This window comes from Flavobacterium sp. (assembly GCF_965277525.1).
Lineage (GTDB): Bacteria > Bacteroidota > Bacteroidia > Flavobacteriales > Flavobacteriaceae > Flavobacterium.
In genome coordinates this window covers 695,178-719,706 of the sequence record NZ_CBDIDC010000005.1, presented here as the reverse complement: position 1 = coordinate 719,706, position 24,529 = coordinate 695,178, and the positions used below count along the sequence as shown (strand labels likewise).

The following is a 24,529-nucleotide window of genomic DNA, read 5'->3' as shown; positions in this document are numbered from 1 at the left end:
ACACAAAAATACAGTACGTCACGAAGTCGTAGTTCAGTTAACCATTTTTATCATAAATAAATTTCTAAAGTATGGATTTAGTACATTATCAGCCCATTGTCAATTCGATCATTTATTCAGTTTTAGGATTCGTTATCTTAATAGCAGCTTATTTTATTATTGAAAAAATGACTCCCGAAAACACCTGGAAAGAGGTTGTGGAGAAAAATAATATTGCTGTTGCTATTGTGTTGGCAGCATTCATCATTGGAATTTCAATGATTATTAGTGCCGCAATTCATGGGTAAAAAGTTTATTAGATTTGAATTTTTATTGCTGTTTGCTGTATTTATTATTGCAACCTGCGGTCTTATTTACGAGCTTGTTGCGGGTACTTTGGCCAGCTATTTATTAGGTGATTCAGTAAAACAATTTTCGTTTATTATTGGGGTTTACCTGTTTTCAATGGGTATTGGCTCATTTTTTTCTAAGTTTTTTCATAAAAATTTACTGAATACTTTTGTCGAAATCGAAATCTTAGTTGGTTTAATTGGCGGCCTGAGTTCAGTAGTTTTATTTTTATTGTTCGAAAGTGTCGAGTACTTTCAGTTCATTTTGTATTTACTGGTTTTTATAACCGGTTTTTTAGTGGGTTTAGAAATTCCGCTTTTAATGAATATCCTGAAAGATAAAGTCGAGTTCAGGGATTTGGTTTCTAATGTATTTACGTTCGATTATATTGGGGCTTTATTGGCTTCGATATTGTTTCCGTTGATTCTGGTTCCCAAATTAGGAATTATGGGAACTTCACTATTCTTCGGGATGATCAATGTAAGTATTGCCATAGCTTTGTGCTTCCTTTTAAAAAGAGAACTAAAGAATAGTTATTTTTTAAAAGCAAAAGCCATTTTTTCGTTTGTGATTTTATTAGGCGTTTTTATTTTCTCAGATTCAATCCTGTCTTATTCAGAAGGAAAGCTTTACGGGGAAAATATCATTTATACGAACTCAACTCCTTATCAGAGAATCGTTTTAACACACAATAAGAGCGATTACAGGCTTTATTTAAACAACAACCTGCAATTTAGTTCTGCTGATGAATATCGTTATCACGAAGCCCTGGTTCATCCCGTAATGTCAATTGCCAAAAATGTAAAGCATGTTTTGGTTTTGGGAGGCGGAGATGGTTTGGCAGTTCGTGAAATTTTAAAATACAAGGACGTCGAAAAAGTCACTTTAGTCGATCTCGATCAGGGAATGACGAAATTGTTTAAAACCAATAAAGTCTTAACAAATTTCAATAAAGGTTCGCTTAACAACCCCAAAGTTACCGTTATCAATACCGATGCTTATATTTGGGCAAAAAGCTGCAAAGAAAAATTTGATGTTGCGATTATCGATTTCCCGGATCCATCCAATTATAGTTTAGGAAAGTTGTATTCGCTGAATTTTTATCAAACCATAAAAACGATTCTGCAACCCGATGCAGCAGTTGTTATTCAGACGACCTCGCCTTATTTTGCGCCAAAATCATTCTGGTGTATCAATAAAACCGTTATGCAGGTTTTTCCTCAGGTCGATGCCTATCATGCTTATGTTCCTTCGTTTGGAGAATGGGGTTATACCATCGCCATTAATGGTTTTGGAACCACTTTTAATACCGTAAACAGAAAAGCTTCCGGATTAAAATTCTACAATTATCAATTCGACAGGTTTAATTATTTTACCAATGATATGATCTCAAATGAAATTGAAATCAATCGATTAGACAACCAAATTTTAGTACGTTATTTTGATGAAGAATGGGGAAAATTACAGTAAGTCAAGGCGCAGTTTTGTAAAAGGAATTGGAGCTTCTTTACTGTTGATTCCTTTCTTGCAATTTTGTTCTGATAAAATTATTCATTTGTTGCTTCGTTTGTCCGGAACCAATCATCTTTTGGGACATCGGCTTTGGATAAAAGATTTTCCGAAGCCCACATCTCAAATTCATATTCCGTACCTGATTGTTGGTGGCGGAATTTCCGGTTTAAGCGCAGCTCGACAATTTCATAAAAAAGGAATTTCGGATTTTCTAATGGTTGAATTAGAAGGACATTTGGGAGGGAATTCATCAAATGGTGAAAACCAATATTCGAAGTTTCCACTTGGCGCACATTATTTGCCGTTGCCTAATTTTAAGGATAAAGAATTATTACAGTTTTTGGAAGAAGAAAAAATCATATTGAGTTACGATTCAAAAGGACTTCCTGTTTTTGATGAATTACAATTATCATTTGCTCCAGATGAACGCTTGTTTTATAAAAATAACTGGCAGGAAGGAGTGGTTCCAAAAGAAGGAAATACTAAAGAACAGGATTTAGAATTTCAGCGCTTTTTTAAATTAATGGATGCTTTTCGTGAAGGAAAAGGAAACGACGGAAAGTATTTATTCGATATTCCGCTTCGTCTTTCTTCAAAAGATAATACAACTAGAAATTTAGATAAAATCACCATGAAAGAATGGTTTGAAACTAATAATTTCAAAACCGAACCATTGTTCAATTATATCGATTATTGTTGCAAAGACGATTTTGGACTAGGAATAGACTATGTTTCGGCCTGGGCTGGAATTCATTATTTTGCAGGAAGAAAACAAGACACAACTTCTGATAAAAAAGAAAGTGTTTTAACCTGGCCGGAAGGAAACGCCAGATTAGCTTCTCATCTAAAAAAATATACCGACCAGAAAACAATGAAAAACCATCTGGTTTATGAGGTAAAAGTCGAAAATAATAAAGTCATTGTCAAAGCCTTTGATGATGTCAAAAAAGTTTCGGTAGAAATTGTTGCTGATAAAGTAATCATGGCAACGCCGCAGTTTGTGAATCAGTATTTGATAAAAGACCGAAAAGAATTTACGAAAGATTTTCATTATACACCCTGGCTTTTGGCAAGCTTAACAGTGAGTGATTTAGCAGATAATTTTAGTTTTCCGCTTTCCTGGGATAATGTTATTTATGATGCAAAAGGTTTGGGATATGTCTATGATCAGCATCAGTCGTTAAATCAAATTCAGACTAAAAAAGTGATTACGTATTATTATAGTTTCTCTTCTGATGATTTAAAAAAATCCCGAAAAGAACTCTATAAAAAAAGCAAACAATATTGGAAACAATTTGTTTTTGATGACCTGAAAATTGCACATCCGGATATTGAGGAATGTACCGAAGAAATGGAAGTTTTTCTATTGGGCCACGGAATGGTTAGTCCTGCACCCGGATTTATTTTTGGAGAAGCAAAAAAAGATGCTTCTAAAAGTATTCAGAATCGGATTTATTTTGCTCATACAGATTTATCCGGAATCTCTATTTTTGAAGAAGCTTTTCATCACGGTATTAATGTCGTAAACCAAATTTTAGATGAAACAGCCCTGGATTCATAAAGCCAAAACTGATTTTACTTTTATCATTGGTCCATCATTTTTTGTGTTGGGTATTATATTTTTGTTTCAGGATTATATAACTGAAATTGAAAATAAGTATTCGTTTTATACCTGGCTTTTTTTGATTGTTTTTATTGATGTGGCACATGTTTACGCGACTTTATTCAAAACCTATTTTGTCGCTGATGAATTTAAAAAAGATAAAAAGAGATTATTGCTTTTGCCAACAATTTGTTTCGCGATCGGGATTATTTTGTTTTCTTTTGGGAGTTTGGTTTTTTGGTCTTTTCTGGCTTATGTTGCTGTTTTTCATTTTATAAGGCAACAATATGGCTTTATGCGATTATATGCAAGAAATGAAGAAAAAGCTAAATGTTCTGTTGCCATAGACAATTTAGCTATTTATGCTTCAACAGGTTATCCAATGCTGTATTGGTTTTTTTCTTCTGAAAGAAAATTTAATTGGTTTGTAGAGAATGAGTTTATTCGTTTTCAGAACACATTCTTGTTAGAAACGTTGTTTTGGCTTTACATTTTAATTTTATTGATTTATATAGGCTACACAATTTATAAAAGCTTAAAAGACAAGTTCTTCAACATCCCAAAAAATGCTATTGTTTTAGGAACGGCACTTTCCTGGTATTTCGGAATTGTGTATTTTAATGATGATCTTATTTTTACTTTATTGAATGTAGTCTCGCACGGAATTCCGTATATGGCATTGGTTTATTTCAGAGAAATTGAAAATAAACCAAATATAAATTCAGGAGTTTTCAGGATGTTAAAAAGTTATAATACAATTTTTATTTATATCCTGATTTTGTTGGTAATTGCTTTTACAGAGGAATTTTTATGGGAAGTTTTAGTTTGGAATGAAAATTTTTCAATAGCAACATTTGATTTCTCTTCGTGGCAAATTCTAATAGTTCCTTTATTAAGCGTGCCGCAATTTACCCATTACTTACTTGATGGATTTATCTGGAAGTCGCACAAAAGCCCAATTAAAAGTTCTTGAAAAGAACAGAATACCTGGTTTAGCCCCGATAGAAACGATATCCTTTTATGGCGGGGTTTGCCATAAAAGATATAGTGTATAGCGGGACAATTGGTCTTTTGAAAACTGATTTTATGCTTCTGAAAATTAATCCTGCAAAGTCATTTTTACTTTTGGCAAAATGCGATCAACAAACAGTTTATAGGCACTTTGGGACGGATGTAAACCATCAGAGGCAACCAGGTTAGTATTGTTAAGGCCTTGGCGTGTAATATCTGTAATCGAAATAAAAGAGACTCCGCTACTGATGCAGATACCCTCAGCAAAAGTATTGTATGTATCTATCTCTTTTGAAGTTTTCATTTTGTAAGTGTCACCGTAATTTGACGCAAATGGGGTATAAGCATAATCCGGAATCGAAAGTACAAGTACTTTTTTTGGATTGCCTTTAGCTAATGCTATGGCTTTATTCAGTAATATTGGAAATTCTTTTTGATAAACCGAGAAATCCATATGCTGATATTGGTTGTTTACACCAATTAAAAGAGTAACCAAATCATAATTAGAATCAGGGTTTTCACTATTTATGGCGGAGATTAAATTAGCGGTAGTCCACCCCGTTCTGGCAATTACTTTTAATGAAAAATCAGTTTGCGGATATAGCATTTTTAAACTTGCTTTTAATTGTTCCGGATAGCGGCAAGTTTCGCAAACACTTTGGCCAATAGTATAGCTATCACCTAAAGCCAAATACTTTACAGTATTAGAAATTGAGGTAGTAGGAATTTGTGTTACAGGAGGAATAACAGGGTTTGGAGTAACAGCACTTTGTGGTTTTGTTTCTTCGGAATTACAACTCAAAAGAAATATAGAAAGAATAACGATAACTACTTGTTTAAACTGTGGTTTCATAATTTGTTAAGATTAGATAATGATCATTCTAAACAAATAGTTACGTTAAATAAGATGTTTCGGTTTTTATACCATTTCGGTTTTCATCAGAATTTCTTCTTCAATAGCATTCCAAAGTCCGATTCTTTTTTCTAATGCCAAAATCGAAATTTCTTCCACTTCTTTCCATTTTTGAGCATCATCTTCACACAAATCAGCAATCATTTGCATTGCCATTGGTCCGTGTTCATCAGCATCTAGCTCGATATGTCTTTCAAAGTAGTAAAGCAGTTTACTTAAATCAGTATCAGGAAGGTTTTTTTGAAAGTTTTTCAGGATCGCAGTAAACATACTCGGAATCAGATCTTCTCTTCCGAAGGTAAACGCAGCAGCAATTTGATGTGGTTTTCCTTCTTCGATCACTCTAAAGGTAAAATCTAAAAATGCTTTTACGTTAGGGTGTAATGAACTTTGTTTTATGGCAACAAAGATATTATGAAGCGAATTTACTTCAGACAAAAAGGTATTGATCCCGTTTGTGTTGGCGCCACAATCTTCCATGGCTTCAAGATACATTTCGTAGTGACTTTGTCTTCTTCCGTCGATACTTAAATCTGTTTCTTCGGCCAAAACAATTTCGTTGATTAAATATCTTGTTTCAGGATTTTTTGTAGCGAACCAAGGTGTTGTTGTGCAAGTAAGTTTAGCCTGTAAAGCTTTTAATAATGACATAAAATCCCAAACAGCAAAGACATGGTTCTCTAAGAAACTATGTAAGTCATCAATGTTTTGAATCTTATTGTATAAAGAATGTTGTAAAAGTTGGTCTTTTTGAGGTTGAATGCTATTGTTGATAGTTTCAATATTCATTTTAGTAAATTTTTTGCAAATATAAAAAGCTTCTTCGTTAGAAGAAGCTTTTTATATTGTTTTTGTATATATTTTAATAGTTGTTTACTATTTAAAAGCTGGAATTCCAGTTACATCCATTCCTGTTATCAATAAATGAATGTCATGAGTTCCTTCATAAGTTATAACACTTTCGAGGTTCATCATGTGACGCATAATCGAATATTCACCTGTGATCCCCATTCCGCCTAACATCTGTCTGGCCTCGCGTGCGATATGAATTGCCATATCAACATTGTTGCGTTTTGCCATAGAAATTTGAGCCGTTGTCGCTTTTCCTTCATTTCTCAAAACACCCAAACGCCAGGTTAATAATTGTGCTTTTGTGATTTCGGTAATCATTTCGGCTAATTTTTTTTGTTGTAGCTGAGTTCCTGCAATTGGTTTTCCAAACTGGATTCTTTCTTTAGCATAACGCAAAGCGGTATCGTAACAATCCATCGCAGCACCAATTGCTCCCCATGCGATTCCGTATCGGGCTGAATCTAAACAACCAAGCGGTGCTCCTAAACCGGATTTGTTAGGTAAAAGATTTTCTTTAGGCACTTTTACATTATCAAATATCAATTCACCGGTTGATGATGCGCGAAGCGACCACTTATTATGTGTTTCAGGAGTTGTAAAACCTTTCATGCCGCGTTCTACAATTAATCCGTGAATTCTTCCGGTTTCATCTTTTGCCCAAACTATAGCGATATCCGCAAAAGGTGCATTCGAGATCCACATTTTGGCACCATTTAAAAGATAATGATCACCCATATCTTTAAAATTGGTAATCATGCTTCCGGGATCAGAACCATGATCAGGTTCTGTTAGGCCAAAACAGCCCATGAATTCCCCTGTTGCGAGTTTTGGTAGATATTTCATACGTTGCTCTTCGTTTCCGTATTTCCAAATAGGATACATTACTAACGAAGACTGAACAGACGAAGTAGATCTAACGCCCGAATCGCCACGTTCTATTTCCTGCATAATCAAACCATATGAGATCTGGTCTAATCCCGCACCACCATATTCAACTGGAATGTAGGGGCCGAAACCTCCAATTTCTCCAAGTCCTTTTATTATTTGTTTAGGAAATTCTGCTTTTTGAGCATATTCTTCTATAATAGGAGAAACTTCTCTTTTTACCCATGCACGTGCTGATTCGCGAACTAATTTATGTTCGTCTGTCAACAAGTCGTCTAGGTTGTAATAATCTGGGGCTTGAAATAAGTCTGGTTTCATTTTTTTGATAGTTTTACAAAAACAAATTTACGTAATAAAAATATAACAAAACAATGTTAAAATGTTATAATTTTTTAAACACAAAAGAAGAAAAATAATATAAACCCTAATTAATTTTAGTTTATTGAAAATATATGCGCTATTTTTGAGATTCAAAAAACAAATTGAATGAGGCTGATCATCTCTTTTTTATTCTTTTTTGTTCTGAATAACGCAATTTCGCAACAGAAAGAGGCTTTAACAGAACAGGAGTATGTAGTATTGCAAGATAAAATTCGACTAAATATTAATGTAAATGTCGATAGTGCTGTTGTATATGCTAATAGAATGGCAAAATCCAACAATAATAAGCACTTGGCTTTTGCAAATGGAGCATTGTCTTATTTGATTCAGCTAGAAGGAAATACGAACAAGTCGAAAGAAAAATATAAGTTAGCGTTACAATATTTAGATAAAATGCCTGAGTCGCGAGATAAAGTGCAAGTCAAAACATATTTGTATAATTATGCTGGACTAGCCGAGTGGAAAAGAGGCAATTTTAGTAAGGCCCTTGAAAATTATCAAGAGGGAATAAAGCTTTCTACACAAATTCGTGACATTGCGCAAATCGTAAAGTTTAAGAATAATATTGCTTCCATTAATGATGCAGTAGGTAATTACCGCTTAGCGATTAAAGATCTAAGACAACTTAATGATTTTGTTGACAAGAATGAAAGCGTTTATAATAGAGAACAATTTTTAAATAATAAAAGTAATATCAATCTGACCCTGGCAGGCTCATATGAAAATTATTATATGAAAAATGTAAAGCAAACGGTTTTGCTTGATTCAGCTAAATATTTTTATAAAAAGACAATTAGTTATTCTCAAAATTTTCCAGATAATAAAATTGTAGCAAAATTAAGTTTAGGTAATATTTATAGTTGGGAGAAAGATTATGCAAATGCTGAGAAAACATATTATGATATTATTTTTTTAGCGGATCAAAATAATATGCCTGATATGTTGTGTTCTGCTAATTATAATTTAGGCGATCTGTATTACACGACAAAGAAATATGATAAGGCATTGGTTTTCTTTAAAAAGACAGACTCTATTGCAGCTCAGACAAAAAGTAATGAAATAGATTATTTAAAATCTAATTACTATCAGGCAAAAATTTACAATATATTTAAGGAACCAGAACTGGCTTATAAGCATTCGAAAATTTATTTGGATAATTACGAAAAATCAGAATCAAAATTAAATGAAGAGGTTTTAGAAGTAAATTATAAACTAGGTGTAGGAGATCTGACCAATGAGATGGTTACGATTCAGGAAAAATACAAATATGATGTTTTTTTGAATAAAGCTTTAAAAGTTTTTTATGTCGTTTTGTTCGTTGCTATTGTATTTTTGTTGATTAAAAACATTAGGGATAAAAACAAAGCGCACAAAAAGATGAATGCTTTAATTGAAGAATTCAAGGCCAATCTTGAGAAGAAAAATCTGCCTGAAAATGAAGAACCAACTGTTTTTGAGCCTGAAGAGGTTCACCTTAAGAAAGAAAATGTCAATTTAAGTATAGATGAAGCAAAAGAAAATAAGATAGTCGAAAAATTGCTGGCACTTGAAAGCAAACACGAATATTTAAATGCTGATTTTACTTTGCCTTATGTAGCTAAAAAAATAAAAACCAATACAACTTATTTATCCTATGTGGTAAATAAAAGGTTTGGTAAATCTTTTGGAGAATATTCAAATGAACTTAAGATTAATTATGTTATTAATGAAATGATTACGAATCATATGTATCGCAAATATTCTACTCAGGCTATTGCCGAAAGTGTCGGATTTAAAAATGCAGTGTCGTTTGCAAAATCATTTCGCAAAAGAACTGGAGTATCTCCAGCTCAATTTGCGAATAATATTTAAACTTAGTTCTTTGAAACGATCTGTTAGTTCTTGATCGTTTTAGTTTTTTTTCTATGTACTTACTTTCAATTATTTTATTAGTTTTTTGAAAATTCGTGCATAATTGTTTCGAGTGCTTTAACCGCTGTATTTTTAGAAAATGTTAATACTTTTCCATTTTCTCTTCCCGGATATACAGATTCTCCGCCTCCGTGAATTATTTTTTGTTGGTTTTTAGATGATTTTTCAATTATAAATCTCGAATGTTATTTTTAGTTGTCATAATTTATTGTTTTAGTATTGACCATTTCCTTTTCCGGTTCCCTTACTTGGATCGATTTCTTCGTTATCATCACCACCTTGAACTGTTTTTTGATGGCTTTTAGATAATTTTTCAATTTGAAAATCATCGAGTGTTATTTTCTTAGTTGTCATAATTTATTGTTTTGAATATTAACCGTTACCTTTTCCTGTTCCCTTACTTGGATCTATTGAATCATTATTATCACCACCTTGAACTGTTTTTTGATGGCTTTTAGATAATTTTTCAATTTGAAAATCTTCGAATGTTATTTTTTTAGTTGTCATAATTTATTGTTTTGAATATTAACCGTTACCTTTTCCAGTTCCTTTACTTGGATCTATTGGTTCGTTATCGCCACCTCCGTGAACTGTTTTTTGTTGATTTTTAGATAATTTTTCGATTTCAAAATCTTCGAATGTTACTTTAGTATTTCTCATAAATGGATGTTTTAGGGTAGTAGATTTTTAATTTGTGTGTTTTTCTACTATGTATTTTTAAATGTTTTAAAATTTTAATTTCGAGTTAAAACTGTTTCGGATTTTGGTATTAACCGTTTCCTTTTCCAGTTCCTTTACTTGGATCGATCGGTTCGTTTTCTCCTCCACCATGTATAGTTTTTTGTTCATTTTTTGACAATTTTTTTGCTTCAAATTCTTCGAATGTTACTTTACGATTTTTCATAATTGTATGTTTTAGTATTATTGATTTAGGTATTAAATATTTATTCAATTGCATTTCCTTTTCCGGTACCTTTTACCGGATCTGTATCACCTCCGTGAACTGTTTTTTGTTGATTTTTAGATAGTTTTTCGTTCTCAAAATCTTCGAATTTTAATACTCGATTTATCATGTTTTTGTTTATTAGGGTTATTGATTTATCAAAACTAGACAAAAAGCAAAACGCTTAGTCGAGAATAGGGTTTTGAGGGTTTTTGTTCAAATTAAATCGGTGTAAATACTTGTTTTTAAATGCTTTGTGTATTTTATTCAGACTGATATAATTTATAAATTGTATGTAGTATAATTGATAAAATGTGTGCTGTTGGCGTTTTTTTCTCAGTAAAAACAACAATATTTGCAGTGTAATTATGATTTTAAAGATTCGAAAAGATGTTAAAACTTGTCCAAAAATTTCTACAAATAAATAGATACTCGGAAATTAAAAATGAGTTTAAAGATCTGTTTCTTTCTCATCCAAATTATCCTAGTTTATTTGCAATAACAGACTCTTTGGATTTGTTGTCTGTAGAGAATGCGGCAGTAAGAGTTTCGAAAGAACAAATAGTGGATTTGCCATCGAATTTTTTAGCTTATTTTAAAGAGGAACTTATATTAGTCGAAAAGGCAAAAAACTTTGTACGTATTAATACGATTAAAAAAGGAGCTCTAAAAATGTCATATGAAAAATTCCTTTTAGATTGGAATGGAGTTGTAGTTGCAATAGAACCAAATAATGTTATCGAAAGAGAAAACTTAAAAATTGAGTTCAGTTGGTTAAAGTATACTTTGCCTCTTTTACTTTTAGTTGGATTGTCTTTTTTTTATAACACCTATAATTTGTTTAGCCTTGTTTTTTTGACAACAACAATTTTAGGATTTATTGTTAGTGTTTTTATTGTTCAGGAAAAATTGGGTTTTAAAAATAGTATTATTTCAAAATTTTGTAATCTAAGTTCTAATTCATCTTGTAATTCAGTGATCAATGCTAAAGACGGATATGAAAATAAATGGATGAATTTTTCAGATTTACCACTTATTTTCTTTGGTTCAAGTTTGATAGCTATTTTAGTGCAGCCTTTACAATCTGCAATTTTCATTGGTTTTTTAAGCTTATTGGCTATTCCGGTAATTGTATCTTCAATTTGGATTCAGAAGTTTGAAATTCAAAAATGGTGTGTAATGTGTTTAGTCGTTTCGGCTTTAATATTTATACAAAGTGCTATATGGTTTGCATCAGATTTGTTTACGTTGAGTTTTAGCTTTGAGAATATTTTTCCTTTTTTATTCTCAGTTGTTCTTCTCATTCCTATTTGGTTTGTTTTAAAAACAATAATAAAAAACATACTTGATAGCGAAAGTGCTCTTAAAGAGATGAAAAAGTTTAAAAGAAATTATTCGTTATTGAATTTTTTATCAAAAAAAGTTCCTTACACAAATGGATTTGAAGATTTAAGAGGTTTGAATTTTGGGAATAGAAACGCAGCAGTTAAGCTTTCTATCATAATAAGTCCGAGTTGTGAACATTGTCACAAAACGTTTCAGGAAGCATTTGATCTGGTTTTAAGATTTCCGGAGAAAATTTTTCTAAATGTTTTATTCAATATCAATCCTGAAAATGCGGAAAACCCTTATAAGGCAATTGTAGAACGATTGTTGACAATAAATAGAGTGACTCCGGGGAAAACTGTTGAAGCGATTTCGGATTGGCATATTAAAAAAATGGGAATTAAAAAATGGTTGAAAAAATGGCATGTTGATTCAGTTAGCATCATGATCAATCAGGAAATACAAAAACAATACGAATGGTGTTCTAAAAATAATTTTAATTACACTCCTGTTAAGATTGTAAACGAAAGAGTATTTCCTGTCGAATATGAGCTTAACGAGTTAAAATATTTTTTAAACGATTTTGTTGAAGAAATTGAAGTTCTTGAAAAGAAAATAGCTTAATAGAATCTATTTAAATGTTTGTCCAGGTATAAGCAAACGATAATATAGATTCGATTAAAAAAAGAAGAAGCAAAGAAGAGTATGAAAATTTGCCTCTACTGAATGATTAAAAAGTTAAAGAAGTAATTACTTGTTTTCATTTTGAATAAAATTAAGAATTCTAAAATAACTTAAAATAAGATATCATGCTAAAAAACATATTAAACTTACAAGGAGTTGAAGAATTAAGTGTAGGTGAGCAAAAGAATATTAAGGGAGGAAATATTCCGCCAGATGGAGGATGTGGAGAGTACGTTGTGTTCAATGCTACAGAAGCAAGATGTTTAGCGTATCCCGCTAATTTAAGGCCAGTATATATAGGATCAAATCAATGCTCAATATTAATGGCTCCGTGTTAATTCATAGAATCGTTACAATAAAAGTACAATTTGACTCTGAATAATAATTTTATGATGTTAAAGAAAATTTTGAATTTAGAAAATGCACAACATATAAGCAAGAATGAGCAAAAAACAATAAAAGGAGGAATTCCTGAATGTTGGGTTGATGCCATCGAAGCAGGTTGTGTTTTAATACCCGTAGGCGGAACTTGTCCTGTAAATACATTATCAGGCATTTGTGATTCAAGTCGCCTTTGTTGCTAATTTTTAACCGTTTTAAGAGAAATACAATACAGCCTTTTTTAGAATTTAGTCATGTTTTTTTTAATTTGTAGGTGCTCGATCGTGGAACATTGAGCAATTTCCCCACATTGATGATTGGTGTTGGGATTCTTAGGAAATTGGTCACTGAGTTGATTTTAATTGGTTAGGGTTAACCAGTGCCATGTCCTACAGAAATTGTATTTCTAATAAATATGTTTTTAAATACCTGACAGAGAAGATGTTAATCTTCTCTGTTTTTTTATGCAAACTTATTTCTCATTGATAGTTTTAAAAACTTGAGGATAGCGATCATTGGGATGATGTTTTTAAGAATATACAAAATTGACTGCTAAAAAAATGAACGAAAAATAATTTTAAAATCTTTACTGTTTTAAAAAAATGGTAAGTGTGTAGAATTAGATAATTTTAGTTGATATTTGAATGATTTTTGTAAATTTAATTTTGATAGATATTCAATTGATAAAAATGAAAATAACTAATTTCGGATTTCAACTGGCTAAATGTTATATTTTTGTATAAACAGAAGTTAGTAAGGCCACCTGCTTAATGATTTAATTTTAAATTTACTTGAAAAAATTCACCCATTACAGACAAGCTGATTATAAAGATTGCGGTCCCACATGTTTAAAAATAATTGCCAAACATTACGGAAAAACAATCAACATTCAGGAGTTGAGAGACATTAGCGAAACAACTCGTGAAGGAAGTAATTTGCTTTTTTTAAGCGATGCCGCAGAAAAAATAGGTTTTAGGACTTTAGGTGTAAAATTAAATCTTGAAAGATTAGAGGAGGCGCCATTGCCTTGTATACTACATTGGAATAAAAACCATTATGTAGTGCTTTATAAAATCAAAAGAGGAACCTATTATGTGTCAGATCCGGCTTTTGGTTTAATCGAATACAATAAACAGGATTTCATTAAATTCTGGATAGGAAACAATGCGGATGAATCAACTCAGGAGGGAATTGCCTTATTGATAGAAGCTTCGCCAAAATTTTTTCAGTCTGAGTTTGATAAAGAAGAAAATAGCGGACTGGGGTTTAAATTGTTGTCGCAATATGTATTGCGATACAAATCATTTTTAACTCAACTCAGCATAGGTTTATTGGCGAGTAGCTTAATACAGCTGATTTTTCCGTTTTTAACTCAAAGTATTGTCGATGTTGGTATTCAAAACCAGAATATCCATTTTATTTATCTCATTCTTTTCGCGCAATTATTTCTTTTTGCCGGAAGAACAGGTTTAGAGCTTATCAGGAGCTGGATATTGCTTCATCTTTCGACCCGAATCAATATTTCGCTTATTTCTGATTTCTTTATTAAATTAATGAACTTACCCATTTCCTTTTTTGATGTAAGGATGACCGGGGATATTATGCAACGGATCAATGATCATCGCAGGATCGAAAAAATCCTAACCACATCTTCCTTAAATGTTTTGTTTTCTGTAATCAATATGTTTGTGATGGGAGGCGTTCTGGCTTATTTTAATCTGCAGATCTTCTTTGTGTTCTTTGCCGGAAGTATACTTTATTTTGGATGGATCACCTTATTCTTAAAGCGAAGAGAAGTTCTGGACTACAAACGTTTTGCCGAAGTTTCAAATGAACAAAACAAAGTCATGGAACTTATTAACGGAATGCAGGAAATTAAACTTCACAATGCCGAAAAACAAAAGCGCTGGGGTTGGGAGTATATTCAGGCGCGACTTTTCAGGGTTTCTATAAAGGGATTGGTTTTAGAGCAAACCCAAACCATAGGCTCCTCTGTTATTAATGAGCTCAAAAATATTTTCATCATCTTTCTTTCTGCAAAATTGGTAATTGATGGTTCTATAACGTTGGGGATGATGTTGGCGATAAGTTCAATAGTAGGAAGTTTAAACGGGCCAATCACGCAGCTGATAGAGTTTGTCAGAGAACTTCAGGATGCCAAAATTTCATTGGCCAGATTGTCCGAAATTCATGAAAAAGAAGACGAAACCCAGCAGGAGGTCCATCAGACAAGCGATGTTCCGTTTGATTGTGATATTGAGATAAAGAATCTTTCGTATCGTTATCTGGGATCTGACATTCCTGTCTTAGATGATTTAACGCTAAAAATTCCGGCCAATAAAGTAACTGCGATAGTAGGGGTGAGCGGAAGCGGAAAAACGACTTTAATGAAATTGCTTCTTAAGTTTTATGAGCCTGAAAAAGGAGAGGTTACTATTGGAAATGCCCAACTGAAAAATATTTCTCAAAAAGCCTGGCGATCCAATATTGGAGCGGTCATGCAGGAAGGTTTTATTTTTAGCGATACCATTGCCAATAATATTGCCATTGGGGTTGATAAAGTGGATAAAGAAAGATTGGTATATGCTGCAGATGTTGCCAATATAAAAGAATATATTAGTGGTTTGCCGCTTGGCTATAATACTAAAATCGGAGCCGAAGGAACAGGAATGAGTACAGGACAAAAACAACGTTTATTAATTGCAAGGGCGGTGTATAAAAATCCGGAAATATTGTTTTTTGATGAAGCAACGTCCGCTTTAGATGCTAATAACGAAAAAGAAATTATGCAAAAACTCGATATCTTCTTTAAAGAGAAAACAGTTGTAGTTATTGCACACCGATTAAGTACCGTTATGAATGCCGATCAGATTGTGGTTTTAGATAAAGGAAAAATTATTGAGATTGGAAATCATTCGGCTCTGGTGCAGCAAAAAGGAAATTATTTCGAACTGGTTAAGAATCAATTACAATTAGGGAATTAAATCATGGCTGAAGATACTACATTCGAATTAAGAAGTGAAGAAGTTCAGGATATTCTAACCAAAGTACCCCATTGGATGATCCGTTGGGGAACAGTTTTGATTTTTGTTATTATTTTTATGCTATTTTTTGTATCCTGGTTTATTAAATATCCGGATGTTGTAAATACTGAAATTATAATTACGACCAATATTCCGCCAGAGAAAATTGTTTCGAAATCTTCAGGTCGTATTGAAGCTATTTTGGTTAAAGACAAGTCAATAGTTTCAAAAAACAGTACACTGGCCATTATCGAAAATACAGCCAATTACAAAGATGTTTTTTTATTAAAGAAGATAGTTGAACAATATAATATCAACAATCCCCAAAAAGCTTTTCCTTTTGCTTTGCTGAAAAATGCACAATTAGGCGAAATAGAAAGTGCCTTTGCTGTTTTTCAAAAAGATTACCAGGCCGAGCAACTCAATAATGACTTACGTCCTTTTGAAGTTGAAAACAGGGCACAGGTTTCTGAAAAGGTTCAGATTAAGGAAAGACTGGAAATTTTGCAACAGCAAAAAGTCATCAATGAAAGTGAATTGCAGCTTCAGAAAAATGAAATTGCCCGTTTTGAAACCCTGTACAATAAAGGAATTATTTCAGCTCAGGAAATGGAAGCTAAAAAGTTAAGTTATCTTCAGGCCCAAAAGAATTACAGAAGCCTTCTCTCGTCTATTTCTCAGTTAAGGTCCTCTTTGATTGATAATTCTAAATTAAGCCAGAATTCGCAAATAAGTGGGACTAAAGAAGAAGTTAATCTGGGGAGAAACATGGCGCAATCCTTTTATCAACTCAAAAAGGTGATAAAAGATTGGGAATTGGCTTATACGCTGAAATCCTCGGTGAGCGGAGTGGTTACATTTTTGCAGGTTTGGACAGAGAATCAAACCATCAATATTGGCGATAATGTGTTTTCTATAATTCCGGACACTAAAAACGGTTTTGTCGGAAAAGTAAAAGCACCGGCTTTAAATTCGGGAAAAATAAAAGTAGGTCAGACTGTAAATATCAGGCTGGCCAATTTTCCTGATAGGGAATTTGGTGTGCTAAAAGGTAAGATTAGGAATATTTCTTTGATTCCGGATAAAGACGGGAATTTGCTTTTAGATGTAGCACTCCCAAATGGACTGGAAACTTCATATAAAAAACAAATTGTTTTTCAACAGGAAATGAAAGGAAGTGCTGAAATTGTAACGGAAGATTTGCGACTTATCGAGAGGATATTATATCAGTTCAAGAGTATTTTTGAACAGGTTTAAAATTTTAAATAAAAATCTTTCGTTAGTTCAATATATTCAGAAGTATAAACGTGCCTGTCAATTTCGATAGTCAATTCGTCTATTTCTATTTCCGGATTTTCATTTCGGCTAAAGGCTAATAAACTTCGTTTTATTGCTGAAGTAGAATTTCCTTTTACGTGTGTAATTTTTTTGGGATATAATTCTGATTCTTTTGCTAAAGCGATAAAATTTTCTTCTTCTTTGAAAGGAAGGATTACGGCAAATATTCCATTTTCAGAAAGTAATAAATCAGCGGCTTCTATTAGTTCCTCAAAAGGCATTGCATCTTGAAATCGGGCTAAATCACGTTGTTCATTTTCTGTTTTGTAATCTTCAGAATAAAAAGGAGGGTTTGAAACAATCAAATCGTATTCATCTTCCGGTTCTTCAATAAATTCATCTAAACCTGCATGGAAACAAAATAAACGATCTCCCCAAGGAGAGTTTTCGAAATTGTCAACTGCTTGTTCATAAGCGTCTTCGTCAATTTCAAGTGCATCAATTTGTTCTGCATGAGTTCGTTGAGCAAGCATCAAAGCAATAATTCCGGTTCCTGCACCAATATCCAATACACTAAACGGATTATGGTTTACCGGAGCCCAGGAGCCCAATAAAACGCCATCTGTGCCGACTTTCATGGCGGTTTTGTCTTGTTTTACAGAAAATTGTTTAAATGTAAACATATAGAGAAATTCCAATTTTTTTAAATTCCAAATTCCAAACTGAAAAAAGAAATTCCAATAAAGAAATCCCAAATTCCAATTGTAAAAAGGAATAAAATATTTTGTTTGAATTGCAAAAATAAGATTAATATCTCAATTAATTATTTTGATGTTTTGAGGATTATTGCCGATAGAATTTTTCTTAATTCTTCTATTTCGAATAATAAAGAATCTGACATGGTTCTCTGGTCAGGATTTAATTCGTGTAGTAATCTCAACCAATATTTAGATTCTTTGGCTTCTTTACGGGAGATTTTAAGTCTAAATATTAAATCCTTTTCACCCAATTTTTCATTTGCCTCAATATAATTTGCACCAACAGAACCAGATGATCGAATTAGTTGTTTTCCATCTTCAATATTTGATGTTATTTTTGAAAGCATTCTAATCTAATTTCGACACTCTTTTGCAAACAAAAATGTTCGTTCTTCTAAATCGTATGGTTTAGCCATATTTAAATTCCAATTTTTTTAAAAATTCCAAATGTCAATTGGTAGAATTAAAAGTAATAAAATAATTCAAATATAAGTTTTTTCTTTCAAAAATAAATAAATATACACAAGTAAGAACGATATATTCTTGAGATTTGGAGTTTTAAAAAAAATAGAATTTAACCTTTTCAGGTTGGAATTTGGAATTTAAAAAAATTGGAATTTCTAAATTTAAAGATACATCTCTACCAATCCTTCCGGAAGGTTCATGATGACTTTTTTATTTTCGCGATCAATTTTTACAAGAAAATGATCGATCATTGGGATCAGCATTTCAACTTCACCATTGAGGACTTCAAAAAGTGGTTGTGCGGTAGAATCGTTTACCGCAGCAATTTTTCCAAAAACGCCTAAACGTTGGTCTTCGATTTCAAAACCGATAACCTCATGAAAGTAAAATTTGTTACCACTAAGTTTAGGTAACATGTTTAAAGGGAGATAAATGGCATTGCCCATAATGGCGTCTGCATCTTCTTCGGTGTTCATGTCTTCAAAACGAATTCTTAGAAAATCGTTTTTGTGCAAGGAACTTTTTTCAATAAAAAAAGGAACCAGGTGTTTGTTGCATTCAACAAACACTGATTCCAGATTTTCGTATAACTCAGGTTCGTCTGTGTCTAAATAAGCCAGGACTTCGCCTTTGAAACTAAATTTTTTAGCGATTTTACCTAAATAAAAACAATCTTCTTTACGCATTCTCGCTAAATATAATTATGCTTCAGTTGTTTCGTTATTTTCTTCAGCAGCAGGAGCTTCTTCAGCTTCAGCAACTTCTTCTTCAGCTGCAGGAGTTGCAGCAGCGATAGCATCAGCTTCAGCTTTAGCTGCAGCAGCTAAACGTTTAGCGTTAACTTCTTGTTCTGCTTTAAAAGCTTTAGATTTTGCATCAGCTTGCGCTTTTGTTAAACCGTCTTTTTTAGCATCAACTTTTCCAGCTTTAGCATCTAACCAAGCAGATAATTTAGCATCAGCTTGTTCTTGAGTTAAAGCACCTTTACGAATACCTCCATCAAGGTGGTGTTTCAATAAAGCACCTTTGTAAGAAAGAATTGCTCTGGCTGTATCAGTAGGTTGTGCACCATTGTGCAACCATTTTACAGCACTATCAATGTTTAATTCGATAGTTGCAGGGTTTGTGTTTGGATTGTAAGTACCGATTTTCTCTAAGTATTTACCATCTCTTTTTGAGCGTGCATCTGCAGCTACAACCCAGTAAAAAGGTTTTTGTTTTTTACCGTGTCTTTGTAATCTAATTTTTACTGACATAATCGTATGATTAAATTTTGAGGTACTCGACCTCTGTTAATTAAGGGCGCAAAGATATAATTTTTTTGTGAATTATGTGTTGCAAACTTTATTAAATATATTTGAGGCTGATTTTTGTTGTTTTTAAGCTGTTTTAAAGTTTAAATTTTCGTTGTTGAGTTCAAATAGGTATTTTTGCCTCAAATTCATTACTTTATGAAAAAGTATTACCATTTATTAATCGCTGTCTTTTTACTTGTATCCTGTACAGAAGATTTAAGATTCAATACACCGGCCTTTCAGGGGTTAAAAGACAATGTTTTTTGGAGGGCTCAAAGTTATAAAGCTCGTATGGAAACAAGTGGAATCTTTGTTGTTGAAGGTTCATTAGGATACGAAAAAGTAACTTTTAGACTGCCTTCGTCAGCTGAAAAAACATATGTTTTAGGTGTTAACAATACAACAACTGCATCTTATTCTAATACGCTTCCGGGACAACTGTTAGAATTTACAACTGGAACAAGTAAGGGAGATGGGCAGGTTGTAATTACAGAATATAATATTGAAAACCAGACTATTTCGGGGACATTTAAGTTCAAGGCATTCAACATCGATGAAAAAAATCTTGAAAAACCTGAAATAAATTTTACAGAAGGAGTTTTTTATAAAATTCCGGTTTCTCCTAATTTAGAGTACTAATTATTTAAGTTTTTCATTTGCAATTGTTTGGTTTTATTGATTTTTATTTTTTTAAATCAAAATAAAAACATAAATAAACTAATATATAGTAGATTACAGAAAAATAAGACTACATTTGCTACATTATTATAAATAAGTACATATGAACATTTTTGTTGGAAGCCTTCCATTCAGTATTGAGGAAGCAGATTTAAGAGAGTCTTTCGAGGCTTACGGAGCAGTAGATTCAGTTAAAATCATTACTGATAAATTTACAGGAAGAAGCAAAGGTTTTGGTTTCGTAGAGATGCCAAACGATGCTGAAGCTCAAAAAGCAATTGATGAATTGAACGGAGCTACTGTTCAAGGTCGTGCAATTGTGGTTAATAAATCTGAACCGAAACCAGAAGGCGAAAGAAGAAGCTTTAACAATAACAGTCGTGGTGGAGATTCACGCGGTGGTTATGGTGGAGGAAACAGCCGTGGTGGAAATGACCGTGGTGGTAACAGAGGAGGATATTAATATTTTTTTCTAAATATATAAAAGGGATCAACTTACGTTGATCCCTTTTTTTTATGGCTTTTTGTTTCAGGTTTCAAGTTTATTTTGTTTCACGTTCCAACAACTTGAAACCTGAAACAAAATAAACCTGAAACAAAAAAACTATAGATTCGCTACAAGCCAGTCTCCAATTTCGCTTGTTTTGTATGTTTTTGATCCTTTTGCAGCTAAATCCTCGGTAACAACTCCTTGTTCTAGTGATTTGTTTACAACTGCTCTAATCGCTTCGGCTTCGTCTTTTAATCCAAAAGCATCTTCAAACATCATTGCTGCAGATAAAATAGTCGCTAACGGATTAGCAATATTCAATCCGGTTGCCTGTGGGTATGATCCGTGGATTGGTTCGTATAATGAAGTATGTTCTCCAACAGAAGCAGAAGGCATTAATCCCATTGAGCCTGAAATTACAGAAGCTTCATCAGTTAAGATATCTCCAAATAAATTTTCTGTGATTAATACATCATAAGAGTTTGGCCATTGAACCAAACGCATCGCTACAGCATCAACAAATTCGTATGAAACAGTAACTTCCGGATAATCTTTTTCCATTGCCTGAACCGTTTCTCTCCATAAACGTGAAGTTTCCAAAACGTTTGCTTTATCAACGCAACATAATTTTTTACTACGCGTCATCGCTAATTCGAAACCTTTTTTAGCCAAACGCTGCACTTCTGCTCTTGTGTAAACACAATTGTCAAATGCGGTTTCCCCGTCGTCTCTTCTGCCTTTTTCTCCAAAATAAATTCCTCCGGTTAATTCTCTTAAGAAAACCAAGTCAGTTCCTTCGATTCTTTCTCTTTTTAAAGGAGAATTATCAATTAAAGATGGAAATGTAAAAGTTGGACGTACGTTGGCAAACAACCCTAATTTTTTACGCATTAATAATAATCCCTGCTCCGGACGAACTGGCGCACTTGGATCGTTATCGTATTTTGGATGACCAATTGCGCCGAACAAAACAGCATCGGCTTTCATACAAACTTCATGCGTTTCATCAGGATAAGGAACTCCAACGGCATCAATTGCACAAGCTCCTGTAAGAGCAGGTGTCCATGTTATTTCGTGATTGAATTTTTTTGCAATGGCATCAGATACTTTTACGGCTTCATTAATTACCTCAGGACCAATTCCGTCTCCTGCTAAAAGGGCTATGTTAAATTTCATTTTTTTTAAGTTTCTAAGTTTCTAAGTTACTAAGATGCTAAGTTTTTTTTCTTAGTAAGTCAGAATTTTAATTTATAATTTTTTAAAGGTTCTAAGGTTCTGAGTTTCTAAGATTCTAAGTTTTTTCTTAGTAGGCTTAGTAACTTGATGTTTTTTTAAAGATTCTGAGTTTTAAAGATTATAAGTTCAAAGAAAAAATCTTAGTAGCTTAGAATCTAAGCAACTTAGCATCTTAGGTAACTACATTCAGCATTTTTTGAGTAGCGATAATTGCAGCAACTGTTTGATCGGAATCTAATCCTCTTGTTTTAAATTCTTTTCCACTATCATTGATCCAGGTGATAATAGTTTCGCATAAAGCATCTGAACTACTTCCTGGAGGAATTCGAACAGCATAATCTATTAGCTTTGGCAAAGTCTTTTTCTTGCTTTTGTAGATCTTTGTTAGTGCATTCATGAAAGCGTCAAATTGTCCATCGCCTTGAGCATGTTCTTCTATGATTTCTCCGTCAAGGTTTAAACTCAATGTTGTTGATGGGCGTGTTCCTTTAGAATGAATTAATATATAAGATTCGATTGTAATTTTGTCTTGATAGGTATGACTGTCCAAAACATCCGAAATAATGTAAGGAAGATCTTCTTTAGTAACAGTTTCTTTTTTATCGCCTAGTTCGATGATTCTTTGGGTAACCAATTTCAAATCTTCCTGATTTAATTTCAGACCTAATTCCTGAAGGTTTTTTTCGATATTGGCTTTTCCGGAAGTTTTTCCTAAGGCATATTTTCGTTTTCTCCCAAAACGTTCCGGAAGCAAATCATTAAAATATAAATTGTTTTTATTGTCTCCGTCAGCATGAATTCCGGCAGTTTGAGTAAAAACATTATCACCAACAATAGGTTTGTTTGCCGGGATTCTGTATCCGGTAAAAGTTTCAACTAATTTACTTACCGTGTATAAAGAAGTTTCTTTGATGTTGATGCTAACTTCTGGCAGATAATCGTTTATTACGGCAACAGTACTTTCAAGCGGAGCATTTCCTGCGCGTTCTCCCATTCCGTTTACGGTTACGTGAAGTCCGTTTATGCCTGCTTTTATGGCTTCCATAACATTGGCAACGCTTAAATCATAGTCATTATGCGCATGAAAATCAAAATGAATCTGTGGATATTTAGCTCTGATTTTTGAAAGGAATTCGAAAGTCAATGACGGAATTAAAACCCCTAAAGTATCCGGTAATAAAATTCTTTTAACTGGCTGAGTGGCTAAAAAATCCAGAAATTGAAACACATATTCTTGTGAATTTCTCATTCCGTTGCTCCAATCTTCTAAGTAAACATTGGTTTCAATATTGTTTTCTTTCGCTAAAGCGATGATTTCTGCAATTTCAGAAAAGTGTTGTTCCGGTGTTTTTTTTAATTGATGTGTCAGGTGATTCATGGAACCTTTGGTCAACAAATTTTGCACTTTTGCACCCGCTTTTTTCATCCATTCTATAGAGACGCCTCCGTCTACAAACGAAAGGACTTCAATTCGGTTAATATATCCTCGTTCTTCAGCCCAGGATGTAATGCCTTTTACAGCCTGAAATTCTCCTTCGCTTACACGAGCTGAGGCAATTTCGATTCTATCAATATTTAATTCCTCCAATAACAATTGCGCAATGGTTAGTTTTTCTGCAGCAGAAAATGATACTCCGGAGGTTTGTTCACCATCACGAAGTGTCGTATCCATTATTTCAATTTTTCTTTTTTCCATATTGATATTCTAATTTCTAATGGGGTGGATTGGATATAATTGGCTCATATTTAATTTTTGACGCTGATTTTACGGATTCGCTATCGCGAAGACGCTGATAAAAACGGATTTTTAGTATTCAGTAAAATGAGAATCCGCGTTAATTCGTGCTTTTGCGATAGCAAATCTGTTTTATACCCGTTCTATGGTTTCTAATTTAATTTAGAAAAACCCGACAAGTTTCAAAAACCTGTCGGGTCTAATAGATTGAACAAGATTTTTCTTAGTAGGGAAGTTTATCGGCGAAAGCCACAATATCTTCTTTAATATTTTGTAAATAATCAATGTCATCAAAGCCATTAATCATATTGTTCTTTTTGTATCCGTTAATAGCAAAAGATTCTTGTTGACCTGTGGCCAATAACGTAATCGTTTGGTTTGGTAAGTTGATTTCTAGTTCCGTTTTAGGATCAGCTTCGATTGCCTTGAAGATGGTATCAGCAAATTCAGGGCTAACCTGAACCGGTAAAACGCCAATATTCAAACAGTTTCCTTTGAAGATATCTGCAAAGAAACTTGAAACTACAGCTCTAAAACCATAATCGTAAACTGCCCATGCAGCATGTTCTCTTGAAGATCCTGAACCGAAGTTTTTTCCTCCAACAAGTATTTTTCCGCTGTAAGTTGAATCGTTTAAAACGAAATCAGCTTTTGGAGTATCGTCTCCGTTATATCTCCAGTCTCTAAAAAGATTGTCTCCAAAACCTTCACGTTTTGTAGCTTTAAGGAAACGAGCGGGAATGATTTGATCTGTATCTACGTTCTCAATTGGTAGTGGTACAGCACTACTGGTAAGTATGTTAAATTTATCGTATGCCATTTTGATTTTTGATTTTTGA

Annotated in this window: 27 protein-coding genes; 12 read left to right on the top strand and 15 right to left on the bottom strand. The window is 33.0% G+C overall.

Annotated elements, in window-relative coordinates; all coding sequences use genetic code 11:
• Positions 1–71: 71 nt before the first annotated feature.
• Genes ACQY44_RS11460 through ACQY44_RS11445 form a run of 4 tightly spaced genes read left to right on the top strand, consistent with a single transcriptional unit; the run spans position 72 to position 4,418 of the window.
• Positions 72–287 carry a DUF350 domain-containing protein gene (locus ACQY44_RS11460; protein WP_230034546.1) on the top strand — a complete coding sequence of 72 codons (216 nt, stop codon included), beginning with the start codon at positions 72–74 and terminating at the stop codon, positions 285–287.
• On the top strand, positions 280–1,800 hold the full coding sequence (locus ACQY44_RS11455; RefSeq protein ID WP_428230486.1) for a polyamine aminopropyltransferase: 1,521 nt from the start codon (positions 280–282) through the stop codon (positions 1,798–1,800). The genes ACQY44_RS11460 and ACQY44_RS11455 overlap by 8 nt, the downstream gene beginning before the upstream one ends.
• On the top strand, positions 1,775–3,403 hold the full coding sequence (locus ACQY44_RS11450; protein WP_428230485.1) for an NAD(P)-binding protein: 1,629 nt from the start codon (positions 1,775–1,777) through the stop codon (positions 3,401–3,403). The genes ACQY44_RS11455 and ACQY44_RS11450 overlap by 26 nt, the downstream gene beginning before the upstream one ends.
• Positions 3,381–4,418 carry a hypothetical protein gene (locus ACQY44_RS11445; RefSeq protein WP_428230484.1) on the top strand — a complete coding sequence of 346 codons (1,038 nt, stop codon included), beginning with the start codon at positions 3,381–3,383 and terminating at the stop codon, positions 4,416–4,418. Before ACQY44_RS11450 ends, ACQY44_RS11445 begins: the two co-directional genes overlap by 23 nt.
• Before the next feature lie 126 nt (positions 4,419–4,544).
• Here the strand turns inward: ACQY44_RS11445 and ACQY44_RS11440 are convergent, their stop codons facing one another.
• The 3 genes from ACQY44_RS11440 to ACQY44_RS11430 form a co-directional block, all read right to left on the bottom strand.
• On the bottom strand, positions 4,545–5,309 hold the full coding sequence (locus ACQY44_RS11440) for an SGNH/GDSL hydrolase family protein (RefSeq protein WP_428230483.1): 765 nt from the start codon (positions 5,307–5,309) through the stop codon (positions 4,545–4,547).
• Between the two features lie 66 nt (positions 5,310–5,375).
• Positions 5,376–6,158: a DUF3050 domain-containing protein gene (locus ACQY44_RS11435; RefSeq protein WP_428230482.1), complete on the bottom strand. Its 783-nt coding sequence runs from the start codon at positions 6,156–6,158 to the stop codon at positions 5,376–5,378.
• An 87-nt stretch (positions 6,159–6,245) separates the two neighbouring features.
• The gene (locus ACQY44_RS11430; protein ID WP_428230481.1) at positions 6,246–7,424 is read right to left on the bottom strand and encodes an acyl-CoA dehydrogenase family protein; all 1,179 of its coding nucleotides are present in this window, start codon (positions 7,422–7,424) and stop codon (positions 6,246–6,248) included.
• A 261-nt stretch (positions 7,425–7,685) separates the two neighbouring features.
• Here ACQY44_RS11430 and ACQY44_RS11425 point away from each other — a divergent pair, with 261 nt between their 5' ends.
• Entirely contained in the window at positions 7,686–9,338 is a 1,653-nt protein-coding gene (locus tag ACQY44_RS11425; RefSeq protein WP_428230480.1) for a helix-turn-helix domain-containing protein, read from the top strand.
• A gap of 273 nt (positions 9,339–9,611) precedes the next feature.
• Here ACQY44_RS11425 and ACQY44_RS11420 read toward each other — a convergent pair whose 3' ends face one another.
• The 5 genes from ACQY44_RS11420 to ACQY44_RS11400 all read right to left on the bottom strand — a co-directional run bounded on the left by ACQY44_RS11420 (position 9,612) and on the right by ACQY44_RS11400 (position 10,471).
• Positions 9,612–9,752, bottom strand: a complete 141-nt coding sequence (locus ACQY44_RS11420; RefSeq protein WP_428230479.1) for an rSAM-modified peptide — start codon at positions 9,750–9,752, stop codon at positions 9,612–9,614.
• Positions 9,753–9,770: 18 nt separating this feature from the next.
• On the bottom strand, positions 9,771–9,905 hold the full coding sequence (locus ACQY44_RS11415) for an rSAM-modified peptide (RefSeq protein ID WP_428230478.1): 135 nt from the start codon (positions 9,903–9,905) through the stop codon (positions 9,771–9,773).
• Between the two features lie 18 nt (positions 9,906–9,923).
• Positions 9,924–10,058 carry an rSAM-modified peptide gene (locus ACQY44_RS11410; protein ID WP_428230477.1) on the bottom strand — a complete coding sequence of 45 codons (135 nt, stop codon included), beginning with the start codon at positions 10,056–10,058 and terminating at the stop codon, positions 9,924–9,926.
• A 109-nt stretch (positions 10,059–10,167) separates the two neighbouring features.
• On the bottom strand, positions 10,168–10,302 hold the full coding sequence (locus tag ACQY44_RS11405) for an rSAM-modified peptide (protein WP_428230476.1): 135 nt from the start codon (positions 10,300–10,302) through the stop codon (positions 10,168–10,170).
• A gap of 40 nt (positions 10,303–10,342) precedes the next feature.
• A complete protein-coding gene (locus ACQY44_RS11400; RefSeq protein ID WP_428230475.1) occupies positions 10,343–10,471 on the bottom strand; it encodes an rSAM-modified peptide in 129 nt (42 codons plus the stop codon).
• 260 nt (positions 10,472–10,731) lie between these two features.
• Here ACQY44_RS11400 and ACQY44_RS11395 point away from each other — a divergent pair, with 260 nt between their 5' ends.
• The 5 genes from ACQY44_RS11395 (at position 10,732) to ACQY44_RS11375 (ending at position 17,012) form a co-directional block, all read left to right on the top strand.
• The gene (locus tag ACQY44_RS11395) at positions 10,732–12,291 is read left to right on the top strand and encodes a vitamin K epoxide reductase family protein (RefSeq protein WP_428230474.1); all 1,560 of its coding nucleotides are present in this window, start codon (positions 10,732–10,734) and stop codon (positions 12,289–12,291) included.
• Positions 12,292–12,476: 185 nt separating this feature from the next.
• Positions 12,477–12,689, top strand: a complete 213-nt coding sequence (locus ACQY44_RS11390; protein ID WP_428230473.1) for a hypothetical protein — start codon at positions 12,477–12,479, stop codon at positions 12,687–12,689.
• A 51-nt stretch (positions 12,690–12,740) separates the two neighbouring features.
• Positions 12,741–12,935, top strand: a complete 195-nt coding sequence (locus tag ACQY44_RS11385) for a hypothetical protein (protein WP_428230472.1) — start codon at positions 12,741–12,743, stop codon at positions 12,933–12,935.
• A 588-nt stretch (positions 12,936–13,523) separates the two neighbouring features.
• Positions 13,524–15,716, top strand: coding sequence for a peptidase domain-containing ABC transporter (locus ACQY44_RS11380; RefSeq protein WP_428230471.1), 2,193 nt, complete (start codon positions 13,524–13,526; stop codon positions 15,714–15,716).
• A 3-nt stretch (positions 15,717–15,719) separates the two neighbouring features.
• Complete coding sequence (locus tag ACQY44_RS11375; RefSeq protein ID WP_428230470.1) at positions 15,720–17,012, top strand: HlyD family secretion protein; 1,293 nt, start codon at positions 15,720–15,722, stop codon at positions 17,010–17,012.
• Here ACQY44_RS11375 and ACQY44_RS11370 read toward each other — a convergent pair.
• The 4 genes from ACQY44_RS11370 to ACQY44_RS11355 form a co-directional block, all read right to left on the bottom strand.
• Entirely contained in the window at positions 17,009–17,716 is a 708-nt protein-coding gene (locus tag ACQY44_RS11370; RefSeq protein WP_428230469.1) for a tRNA1(Val) (adenine(37)-N6)-methyltransferase, read from the bottom strand. The two genes, ACQY44_RS11375 and ACQY44_RS11370, sit on opposite strands and share 4 nt — an antisense overlap.
• A 140-nt stretch (positions 17,717–17,856) precedes the next feature.
• The gene (locus ACQY44_RS11365) at positions 17,857–18,138 is read right to left on the bottom strand and encodes a four helix bundle protein (protein ID WP_428230468.1); all 282 of its coding nucleotides are present in this window, start codon (positions 18,136–18,138) and stop codon (positions 17,857–17,859) included.
• A 279-nt stretch (positions 18,139–18,417) separates the two neighbouring features.
• Positions 18,418–18,942, bottom strand: a complete 525-nt coding sequence (gene rimM, locus ACQY44_RS11360; protein WP_428230467.1) for a ribosome maturation factor RimM — start codon at positions 18,940–18,942, stop codon at positions 18,418–18,420.
• A 15-nt stretch (positions 18,943–18,957) separates the two neighbouring features.
• A complete protein-coding gene (locus tag ACQY44_RS11355; RefSeq protein WP_428230466.1) occupies positions 18,958–19,512 on the bottom strand; it encodes a 30S ribosomal protein S16 in 555 nt (184 codons plus the stop codon).
• Between the two features lie 195 nt (positions 19,513–19,707).
• Here ACQY44_RS11355 and ACQY44_RS11350 point away from each other — a divergent pair, with 195 nt between their 5' ends.
• Positions 19,708–20,190 (top strand): DUF6252 family protein, encoded by a 483-nt coding sequence (locus tag ACQY44_RS11350; RefSeq protein WP_428230465.1) that lies wholly within the window; start codon positions 19,708–19,710, stop codon positions 20,188–20,190.
• A gap of 142 nt (positions 20,191–20,332) precedes the next feature.
• A complete protein-coding gene (locus ACQY44_RS11345) occupies positions 20,333–20,692 on the top strand; it encodes an RNA recognition motif domain-containing protein (RefSeq protein ID WP_026982652.1) in 360 nt (119 codons plus the stop codon).
• Positions 20,693–20,833: 141 nt separating this feature from the next.
• Here ACQY44_RS11345 and leuB read toward each other — a convergent pair whose 3' ends face one another.
• The 3 genes from leuB to leuD all read right to left on the bottom strand — a co-directional run bounded on the left by leuB (position 20,834) and on the right by leuD (position 24,510).
• The gene (leuB, locus tag ACQY44_RS11340) at positions 20,834–21,895 is read right to left on the bottom strand and encodes a 3-isopropylmalate dehydrogenase (protein ID WP_428230464.1); all 1,062 of its coding nucleotides are present in this window, start codon (positions 21,893–21,895) and stop codon (positions 20,834–20,836) included.
• 232 nt (positions 21,896–22,127) lie between these two features.
• Positions 22,128–23,651: an alpha-isopropylmalate synthase regulatory domain-containing protein gene (locus ACQY44_RS11335; RefSeq protein ID WP_428230463.1), complete on the bottom strand. Its 1,524-nt coding sequence runs from the start codon at positions 23,649–23,651 to the stop codon at positions 22,128–22,130.
• 262 nt (positions 23,652–23,913) lie between these two features.
• Complete coding sequence (leuD, locus tag ACQY44_RS11330) at positions 23,914–24,510, bottom strand: 3-isopropylmalate dehydratase small subunit (protein WP_035686517.1); 597 nt, start codon at positions 24,508–24,510, stop codon at positions 23,914–23,916.
• Between the last annotated feature and the right edge of the window lie 19 nt (positions 24,511–24,529).

Coding starts and splice junctions, on each gene's coding strand:
- leuD (WP_035686517.1), bottom strand. CDS start 24,510: ATGGCATACGATAAATTTAACATACTTACCAGTAGTGCTGTACCACTA.
- ACQY44_RS11415 (WP_428230478.1), bottom strand. CDS start 9,905: ATGACAACTAAAAAAATAACATTCGAAGATTTTCAAATTGAAAAATTA.
- ACQY44_RS11455 (WP_428230486.1), top strand. CDS start 280: ATGGGTAAAAAGTTTATTAGATTTGAATTTTTATTGCTGTTTGCTGTA.
- ACQY44_RS11335 (WP_428230463.1), bottom strand. CDS start 23,651: ATGGAAAAAAGAAAAATTGAAATAATGGATACGACACTTCGTGATGGT.
- ACQY44_RS11345 (WP_026982652.1), top strand. CDS start 20,333: ATGAACATTTTTGTTGGAAGCCTTCCATTCAGTATTGAGGAAGCAGAT.
- ACQY44_RS11370 (WP_428230469.1), bottom strand. CDS start 17,716: ATGTTTACATTTAAACAATTTTCTGTAAAACAAGACAAAACCGCCATG.
- ACQY44_RS11435 (WP_428230482.1), bottom strand. CDS start 6,158: ATGAATATTGAAACTATCAACAATAGCATTCAACCTCAAAAAGACCAA.
- ACQY44_RS11440 (WP_428230483.1), bottom strand. CDS start 5,309: ATGAAACCACAGTTTAAACAAGTAGTTATCGTTATTCTTTCTATATTT.
- ACQY44_RS11430 (WP_428230481.1), bottom strand. CDS start 7,424: ATGAAACCAGACTTATTTCAAGCCCCAGATTATTACAACCTAGACGAC.
- ACQY44_RS11375 (WP_428230470.1), top strand. CDS start 15,720: ATGGCTGAAGATACTACATTCGAATTAAGAAGTGAAGAAGTTCAGGAT.
- ACQY44_RS11410 (WP_428230477.1), bottom strand. CDS start 10,058: ATGAGAAATACTAAAGTAACATTCGAAGATTTTGAAATCGAAAAATTA.
- ACQY44_RS11460 (WP_230034546.1), top strand. CDS start 72: ATGGATTTAGTACATTATCAGCCCATTGTCAATTCGATCATTTATTCA.
- ACQY44_RS11445 (WP_428230484.1), top strand. CDS start 3,381: ATGAAACAGCCCTGGATTCATAAAGCCAAAACTGATTTTACTTTTATC.
- ACQY44_RS11385 (WP_428230472.1), top strand. CDS start 12,741: ATGATGTTAAAGAAAATTTTGAATTTAGAAAATGCACAACATATAAGC.
- leuB (WP_428230464.1), bottom strand. CDS start 21,895: ATGAAATTTAACATAGCCCTTTTAGCAGGAGACGGAATTGGTCCTGAG.
- ACQY44_RS11420 (WP_428230479.1), bottom strand. CDS start 9,752: ATGACAACTAAGAAAATAACACTCGATGATTTTCAAATTGAAAAATTA.
- ACQY44_RS11395 (WP_428230474.1), top strand. CDS start 10,732: ATGTTAAAACTTGTCCAAAAATTTCTACAAATAAATAGATACTCGGAA.
- ACQY44_RS11355 (WP_428230466.1), bottom strand. CDS start 19,512: ATGTCAGTAAAAATTAGATTACAAAGACACGGTAAAAAACAAAAACCT.
- rimM (WP_428230467.1), bottom strand. CDS start 18,942: ATGCGTAAAGAAGATTGTTTTTATTTAGGTAAAATCGCTAAAAAATTT.
- ACQY44_RS11365 (WP_428230468.1), bottom strand. CDS start 18,138: ATGCTTTCAAAAATAACATCAAATATTGAAGATGGAAAACAACTAATT.
- ACQY44_RS11405 (WP_428230476.1), bottom strand. CDS start 10,302: ATGAAAAATCGTAAAGTAACATTCGAAGAATTTGAAGCAAAAAAATTG.
- ACQY44_RS11400 (WP_428230475.1), bottom strand. CDS start 10,471: ATGATAAATCGAGTATTAAAATTCGAAGATTTTGAGAACGAAAAACTA.
- ACQY44_RS11450 (WP_428230485.1), top strand. CDS start 1,775: ATGAAGAATGGGGAAAATTACAGTAAGTCAAGGCGCAGTTTTGTAAAA.
- ACQY44_RS11390 (WP_428230473.1), top strand. CDS start 12,477: ATGCTAAAAAACATATTAAACTTACAAGGAGTTGAAGAATTAAGTGTA.
- ACQY44_RS11350 (WP_428230465.1), top strand. CDS start 19,708: ATGAAAAAGTATTACCATTTATTAATCGCTGTCTTTTTACTTGTATCC.